This is a genomic window from Roseibium sp. (genome assembly GCF_048260565.1).
GTDB lineage: Bacteria > Pseudomonadota > Alphaproteobacteria > Rhizobiales > Stappiaceae > Roseibium.
Window position 1 is genome coordinate 1 of the sequence record NZ_JBLXGP010000030.1, and the last position, 6,401, is coordinate 6,401.

Genomic DNA, 6,401 nt, shown 5'->3' on the forward strand with positions numbered 1-6,401 from the left:
AGCCCGCACGCACTGGGCCCGCGGGCTGACCACGGACCTGATTGTCCAAGCGGCAGAGCAAGAGCCGAAAGTCGATATCATAGCGGCCGCATTGACCGCAAAGAGCGGGCGCAGCCTCGTTGCTTTGCAACGCGCGGCAAAACGCATTGCCCGGCACCCAGGATGCGCCGCTGCACGGGCAACCAAGCAAGATCGGACCCGGGCCCTCGAGGTGGTCATTCGCGGAGCCCGGCGGGACTCGGAGTTGCGCTATGCCGATCAGCAAGATGGCTTCAGGCAGGACCTGGTGCGCTACATTCTACGTCAGCTTACGGCCAAGGAGACTAAAGACTCCATCGTCGTTTTGACGCGCCACACACTACAGCGATGGATCGAGCGCGGCGGCGCCGGAGATCCGCGCCAATTCTTGCTTCAAAAGCTGGATCGCGCCATCGTCTACGCGCTTCAGGACGCGGACTTGATCGCGGCCACCTCCGCAATCCTCGCGGCGAACTTGCAGGACCAGGGAGCACAGTCTGCCCGCTTCGGCGTTCCCGATGAGCGCGGCGGATTATGGATTGCGGGGCTTTCTGGATTTGCGACCCAATCTCCACACGTGAAGTATCGCAGCCTGCTAGCTTTCCTCACATATTTGGGCCAGGACATGATGAGCGGGGCGCAGATCGCGTATCGCAAGCGCGCCGTCGACCAAGGTCTCTTCGCGGCTACGCGCGACTTCCCAGATCTCTTTCGCCCGCGCGCAACGCGGGACGTGCCCTAAGATTGTCTGACCTAGTGAGCGCGGCGAGCCCGTAACCGGGGGTCATCTCTGACGCCGCGCCGGCCGCAGTGTGATTAGATCCGTCCCACCGCAGGGCGCGCTCGTCGCGCTCCCTATCACGATATCACGGACAAGCGATTCTCATGGCTTCAAAATGGCAAGGCGGTGAGCGCGATCCACTCCGTGAGTGGTGGGGGATCAGGACCAAAAACTCCGGGCCTGGTATCGGCGACGGATCACGCTCCAATTTTTCTTGGGAGCAGTATGGCTTCACGTGCAATCAAAAGGAGAGTGAGCGCGTCACCTGACCTGAAGCTCGGGCGCCTTGAGTTTCAGAAAAGCTGACGGGAAACGCCGCAGCAGCATGATGCTTACAACTCGTGGTCATAGCCCCGATCACGAATGGCATGACGCTCCTGCTCGAGGTCGTTTTCGAGGTGCCTGTCACGCTGCCGCTCTTGGGCTGTGCTCACCTCGTAATCCTCTCGTTCCTGTCTATAGCTCGAGAGCCGTTCTCTGAGAGCGCCACGATCCACCCCGGAAAAAGCAGAACGTAGCCGCGCGGCAAGACCTTCAGAGGTATCCCGTTCTGGGACCTCGACCTCCGGCAGCTCCTGTTGCCGTTCCTGGCGATCGGCCCAGGCCTCGCGCAGGCGCGTCGCGAGATCGGCAGGCCGGTCCTGGTCAGTAGCTACTCCGGACAACGCCAGCTCGGCGCGACCGCCGCCCAGCCGATCCAAGGTGCGCTCGGCGGCATGGTCGAGCCAATCACGGACATGACCCGCCAGCTCCTGCGCCACGCGGGCGACCTCGACCGCCTGCGCCTTGATCTCGTGCCAGGCGCGCACTCGGCCGACCTCGTGGCCGCGCTCTTTCATCTGCCACGCTCCCGGTGAAAGCTGCGGCAGCGGCTCGCGGTCCAGCGAGATCGCCCGCACGGTCTCGCGCAGCTCCGTGCCCTCGTCGCCGCGCTCCCGCGCCTCGGTCGCCCATTCCAGTGCCTCCTCCCGCTGCGCCTCGAGGGTGCGGTGGTCGATGCGCTGCTCGAGGCCGGCGCGCTCGAGGGCGTGGTTGCTGCCCACCGCCCACGCCTCGCGCCAATGCTCGAGGAGCTCGACCTTGTTCCAGTCGCGGTTCTTGGTGGTGAACCCCTCGGCGCCGATCTCGCGCGTGGTGAGCAGGATGTGGGCGTGGTGGTTGCGATCATCGCCGTCGCGCCCGGGCGCGTGCAGGGCGATATCCGCGACCATGCCGCGATCCACGAACTGTTCTTGGGCGAAGTCCCGGACCAGCTCGACCCGCTGCGCGTGGGCCAGCTCGGCAGGCAGAGCCACGCGCACCTCGCGGGCCACCTGGCTGTTCTTCCGGGTCTCGGCGCGCTCGACCTGGTTCCACAGCTCGGATCGGTCGTAGGCCCAATCCGGAGCGTGGTCGGGGGCGAGGATCTCGGTGTGATCGACGCCGCTGCGCCCCGCGTAATCGAAGGTCAGCCCCGTACGGTGATCTTCGATACGCTCCGCCGCCCGGTAGGCGATAGCCGCCGTGGCGGAGCGGCCCTGACTGCGGGAGATCATCGTGGCTCTGAGATGATAGATCGCCATTCGGGGCCGCACTTCGCTTAGGGGTCGAGGGGAAACGCCAGTCTCCCCCGCCCACACAAACGCTAAGCGTTTGTATAAGTGGGCACTTCGTGGTTGCACCCTGAATCAACCTTTGCGAGAAATCAACCGTTCTCAATCGTGCGGAGGTAAGAATGGCGCGCAGCATCGATCAGCAAATTGCGGAAACGCAGGCCAAGTTGGCCCGGCTGAAGGAGAGGCAGAAGGCCAGCGAGACCCGCCGCAAGATCATCGTCGGATCGGTCGCGATCTCCAACGCGCTGAAGGATCCGGAAAAGGCCCGGGCGCTCGCCGCCCTGCTGCGCCGTGCCGTGACGCGCGAAGTCGATCAGAAGGAAATCATCGGCCTCTTGGAAGAGCTCGATGACGCCGCGGCAAAGGCGGAACGACAATGAGCGCCAAAGATCCATTCCAGATCCTCGCCGATGAGCTGACCCTGATCCGCAAGGACATGGACCAGCTCCAACGCACCAGCCTCGACAAGAAGGACGCACAGGCCCTGCACCAGAAGTTGGCCGAGGGGGTCGACCGGATGCACAGGGCCGCTTCCGAGGTCCACCAAGCCATCGACAACCGCTTGGTGACCGTCGCAGCCTACCTCAAGGAAGAAGCCACCAAAGCCGCCGAGAAGGCCGCGAGAGACGCCATCCTGAAGGCCCATGACGAGAGCATCGACGCCGCCCGGAACCTCACACAGGCCGCCGGAGAGGCCCGTAGAGAGGCCTGGCGCTACTTCGGGGGGTTCTGGGTCTGGCTGGTCTCTATGCTCGCTGTAGGGGCCGTTCTGGGCCTTCTGCTGGCTTATGGGATGGAAACGGCCAAGTCTGCCCTCTCGGTCAATGATCTGGTGAGCTACAATTGCGGCAGATCGTGGTTCGGGGGGCAGGTGGTTGAGCAGGACAACGGGTCCAGCTTCTGCGCCTTCTGGATCACAGAGTAGAACCGGTGACAGGGGTCACTCCAGCCATTGCGCGGCAGACCAGTCGCGCGACGTGTGGATGACCCGGACAATCGCCAAGATTTCTTCGCCGCCCCTCTGACTAATCGCGTAAGCGAGGAGCCTGCGCTGACTTCCCCGAACAATCGGTTCTAGAAAAGCGGCTCAACGCAGGTATCGGCGCTCTTTTTTGGTGATCCTGCGAAGGACCGCAGCGAGCAGCAACGTGTAACCCAGCAGGATAAGCCCCAAGCTCAAGGGGAAAAGTGTTGTGCGCGACTGGAATCCTGAGAAAACGGTGCCGGCGTAAAAGCGGTCTGAGAGCAACAATCCAGTTCCCAGGGCCAACGATGCGTAGCCTGAATAAGACATTCTCAAACCAGTTTTCATGCTTAGACTTCCACACGTCACGTAGTTTCATTCAAGGTTTTGGATTAACGCAGATTTTCAGCATTCAGTTTCAACCCCCCAAAATTTCACTCCTTCATCTCGACGTGTTCGCCCCACCTTCCGGTTTGTTCGTCCCTCCACGCGACACCCAACATTAGAGAACTTAAAACAGACACGCCGGAGGGTATCCCTTCCCCTCCCTGCCTGACCCACCCCATCCCTGGTAACTCGCACCGTTGGTTAAGTAGCGAACTACTTAAAGTACCGCCGAGACTAACACTTCGATGCAGGCTCCCTCGTCGCCTGCGTCGTTCAAAAACTCCCCCCTCGCCCGATCGCTCGACCAGCGCTATGGGGCGCGCTCCCGATCGAACGAGCGGGGATTTTTTGCCCTCCTATAGATCATTAGAAGGCGCAAAATTTTCTTCATTTTAAATCAATTACTTGGCAGGGGGGGGTAGGTCACAGCTGTGACCTACCCCTAGGTCACAGCTGTGACCTAGGTCTGGTCGAAATTAGTGCACGTATGGTCAATATTTGACGGGACAGAACTAAACATCCATGATCTACATGCGCCCACAAATGAGCGAAATTTAGTCACGTATGAGCTAGGGGTAGGTCATGGATGAACCAGGTCAGCGGCAGCCGGAAACTCGAGCCACGCTCCCATCCAAGCCAGCACGGGGACACTTTGTGCAAACGGATCGGGCAGCGCACGAGGCTTGGGCGAGATTAGGAACGAAACACCCGGCAGCTTCGGCATTGCTACACGTATTGGCGGCAAATGTCGGCGAACAAAACGCGGTTGTTGCCTCACACAAAGTTCTAGCCAAGCTCATGGGGTCGTCTGCCTCGACCGTGAAACGTGCCCTTAGAACCTTGGAAGCCGGAAACTGGATTGAGGTTCAGCAGATCGGTGCTAGCGGCACCGTAAATGCATACGTCATCAACAGCCGTGTTGTCTGGACCGAGGCCAGAGACCGCTTGCGCTACGCTCGCCTGCAAGCCGAAGTCCTGCTGGCCGAAGATGAGCAACCCGAACCCATCGTGGCAGACAAAGCCGCTCTGCACCGACTGCCCCGCATTGGTGAGATGCAAATCCCCTCTGGCAGTGGCTTGCCACCGATCTCACAGCCCAGTTTCCCAGGCATGGAAACCGATCTTCCAGGAACACCTGGGAAAGATGAAGAGTAAACAGGTCAGCACCATGAATACTGGCAACTGCGAACGATAGGAAACCCCATGGTGTACACCCTTGGAGAAGCTGCGAAGGCCACGGGGAAGTCGAAGGCAACCATATCTAAAGCCATAAAATCAGGCCGCATATCCGCCTTTAAAGACGATACAGGTGTGTTCAGAATAGATCCGTCCGAGTTGCACAGGGTTTACCCCCCAACACCTCAAAATCACAAAAAGGAAACACCTGAGAAACCGCAAGTAAACAGGGAGGAAACAGGCGAACTCAAGGCTTTACAAGCGCGTCTTGAAGCAGCTCAAGAACGGCTAGCCGACAAAGAAGCCGTAATCTCAGACTTGCGAGAGGATCGGGACAAGTGGCGACATCAGGCCACGGCACTCTTAGAAGACAAGAGGCCTCGCGGGCTCTTCAGAAGGCTTCTGGGGCGCTGACGTACAAGTATTGTTTAGGGCAGGTTAGGTAAGATGCCGGGGGCACTCCTTTAGCAGGGGAGCGCCTTCAGATCCCATTTCCGTAGCTCAGTAGTATCCCGCTTCTCTCTGGTGCCTGACCGCCAGCACCACGGCCTGCTCGCCGTCGACGCGGTAGAGAACGACATAGCCGCTTTCGCCGAACGGGATCAGCCATTCCCGAAACTCCGGATCCATCTTGTCGGCCGGACGGCCCGCGCCGGGATGCGCGGCCACGATCTGCATCCCCTCGCGAATGGCCCGCACGGCACGAGACGCCGCATCCGGGTTTTTCGGAGCCAGGAAGCCATGGCAGCGCCGGACACCCGCAAGGGCCTCCGGCGTCCAGATCAGGTGTGGCATTCAGGAGGCTCCACGTCCTGGCCGGCCTCAAGCTGGGCCAGCCAGTCGTCCGCTTCGGCCTGGGTGACGTGCAGACCAGTGGCCTGATACGCCGACCATGCCTTTACGGCCTCCTGCCGGAACGCCTCGCGCTTTTCCTCGCGCTCGACATATTGGGCGATCGCTTCCCGCATCAGGTAGTGCGGAGTGCGGTGCTGCGCCTTGGCAAGCTGGCGCATCCGAGCGTGAACATCGGCGTCCAGCTTCACCGCGACGGGATGGGTAGCAGACATGGAATAGCTCCCTGGGTATTACGAGGTAATACCTCTTATATAGCATGGCCCAGCACTGGAACCAGAGAGATCCCCAGCCTCGCGGAGACCTGAGCGGCTCAACCCTGAGTAGCTGGGAGTCGGAGAACGGGTTTTATGGGGCGCGCAGCAGCGCGGCCCGCCCTCGTCTCGCGGTTGTGCCAAAGGGAGCAGTAGGGATGGCGAGGCCCCGGTCGGCTCCGCCGGCTATTCGGGCCCGTGACCAAAGGTCAGGTTCACTGTCTTTGCTCCCCTTGACGGGCATTTCAAACCAGCGATCTTATCCCTGATGATCCTGCATGACGTATCTGCGGCGGCAGCCCGCACGCACTGGGCCCGCGGGCTGACCACGGACCTGATTGTCCAAGCGGCAGAGCAAGAGCCGAAAGTCGATA

9 protein-coding genes are annotated in these 6,401 nt (G+C 60.8%); 5 read left to right on the plus strand and 4 right to left on the minus strand.

Translation table 11 applies throughout. The features are described from left to right. On the plus strand, window positions 1–760 hold a 760-nt coding region (locus ACN0SO_RS27065; protein WP_417682960.1), incomplete at its 5' end, for a hypothetical protein. A 371-nt stretch (window positions 761–1,131) separates the two neighbouring features. On the opposite strand, the gene mobQ is transcribed toward ACN0SO_RS27065, so the two are convergent. After that, window positions 1,132–2,361 carry a MobQ family relaxase gene (mobQ, locus tag ACN0SO_RS27070; protein WP_417682962.1) on the minus strand — a complete coding sequence of 410 codons (1,230 nt, stop codon included), beginning with the start codon at window positions 2,359–2,361 and terminating at the stop codon, window positions 1,132–1,134. A 152-nt stretch (window positions 2,362–2,513) separates the two neighbouring features. On the opposite strand from mobQ, the gene ACN0SO_RS27075 reads away from it, so the two are divergent. Next, complete coding sequence (locus tag ACN0SO_RS27075) at window positions 2,514–2,774, plus strand: hypothetical protein (RefSeq protein ID WP_164213862.1); 261 nt, start codon at window positions 2,514–2,516, stop codon at window positions 2,772–2,774. Further along, entirely contained in the window at window positions 2,771–3,319 is a 549-nt protein-coding gene (locus ACN0SO_RS27080; protein ID WP_164198080.1) for a hypothetical protein, read from the plus strand. Before ACN0SO_RS27075 ends, ACN0SO_RS27080 begins: the two co-directional genes overlap by 4 nt. A gap of 162 nt (window positions 3,320–3,481) precedes the next feature. On the opposite strand, the gene ACN0SO_RS27085 is transcribed toward ACN0SO_RS27080, so the two are convergent. Further along, window positions 3,482–3,706, minus strand: a complete 225-nt coding sequence (locus tag ACN0SO_RS27085; protein ID WP_164198083.1) for a hypothetical protein — start codon at window positions 3,704–3,706, stop codon at window positions 3,482–3,484. A gap of 762 nt (window positions 3,707–4,468) precedes the next feature. Between ACN0SO_RS27085 and ACN0SO_RS27090 the strand changes: the two genes are divergently transcribed. Together ACN0SO_RS27090 and ACN0SO_RS27095 are read left to right on the plus strand one after the other, a co-directional pair. Then, window positions 4,469–4,900 carry a replication/maintenance protein RepL gene (locus ACN0SO_RS27090; RefSeq protein WP_203595131.1) on the plus strand — a complete coding sequence of 144 codons (432 nt, stop codon included), beginning with the start codon at window positions 4,469–4,471 and terminating at the stop codon, window positions 4,898–4,900. Between the two features lie 48 nt (window positions 4,901–4,948). Further along, window positions 4,949–5,335, plus strand: a complete 387-nt coding sequence (locus ACN0SO_RS27095; protein ID WP_164198087.1) for a helix-turn-helix domain-containing protein — start codon at window positions 4,949–4,951, stop codon at window positions 5,333–5,335. A gap of 87 nt (window positions 5,336–5,422) precedes the next feature. On the opposite strand, the gene ACN0SO_RS27100 is transcribed toward ACN0SO_RS27095, so the two are convergent. Both ACN0SO_RS27100 and ACN0SO_RS27105 read right to left on the minus strand, forming a co-directional pair. Continuing rightward, window positions 5,423–5,716 (minus strand): type II toxin-antitoxin system RelE/ParE family toxin, encoded by a 294-nt coding sequence (locus ACN0SO_RS27100; RefSeq protein ID WP_164198089.1) that lies wholly within the window; start codon window positions 5,714–5,716, stop codon window positions 5,423–5,425. Next, window positions 5,704–5,988 (minus strand): CopG family ribbon-helix-helix protein, encoded by a 285-nt coding sequence (locus ACN0SO_RS27105; RefSeq protein ID WP_164198091.1) that lies wholly within the window; start codon window positions 5,986–5,988, stop codon window positions 5,704–5,706. Before ACN0SO_RS27105 ends, ACN0SO_RS27100 begins: the two co-directional genes overlap by 13 nt. Window positions 5,989–6,401 lie beyond the last annotated feature (413 nt).

Bases quoted from the DNA above. Each gene is read 5' to 3' on its own strand.
- mobQ (WP_417682962.1), bottom strand. From the start codon at position 2,361: ATGGCGATCTATCATCTCAGAGCCACGATGATCTCCCGCAGTCAGGGC.
- ACN0SO_RS27075 (WP_164213862.1), top strand. From the start codon at position 2,514: ATGGCGCGCAGCATCGATCAGCAAATTGCGGAAACGCAGGCCAAGTTG.
- ACN0SO_RS27080 (WP_164198080.1), top strand. From the start codon at position 2,771: ATGAGCGCCAAAGATCCATTCCAGATCCTCGCCGATGAGCTGACCCTG.
- ACN0SO_RS27085 (WP_164198083.1), bottom strand. From the start codon at position 3,706: ATGAAAACTGGTTTGAGAATGTCTTATTCAGGCTACGCATCGTTGGCC.
- ACN0SO_RS27095 (WP_164198087.1), top strand. From the start codon at position 4,949: ATGGTGTACACCCTTGGAGAAGCTGCGAAGGCCACGGGGAAGTCGAAG.
- ACN0SO_RS27100 (WP_164198089.1), bottom strand. From the start codon at position 5,716: ATGCCACACCTGATCTGGACGCCGGAGGCCCTTGCGGGTGTCCGGCGC.
- ACN0SO_RS27105 (WP_164198091.1), bottom strand. From the start codon at position 5,988: ATGTCTGCTACCCATCCCGTCGCGGTGAAGCTGGACGCCGATGTTCAC.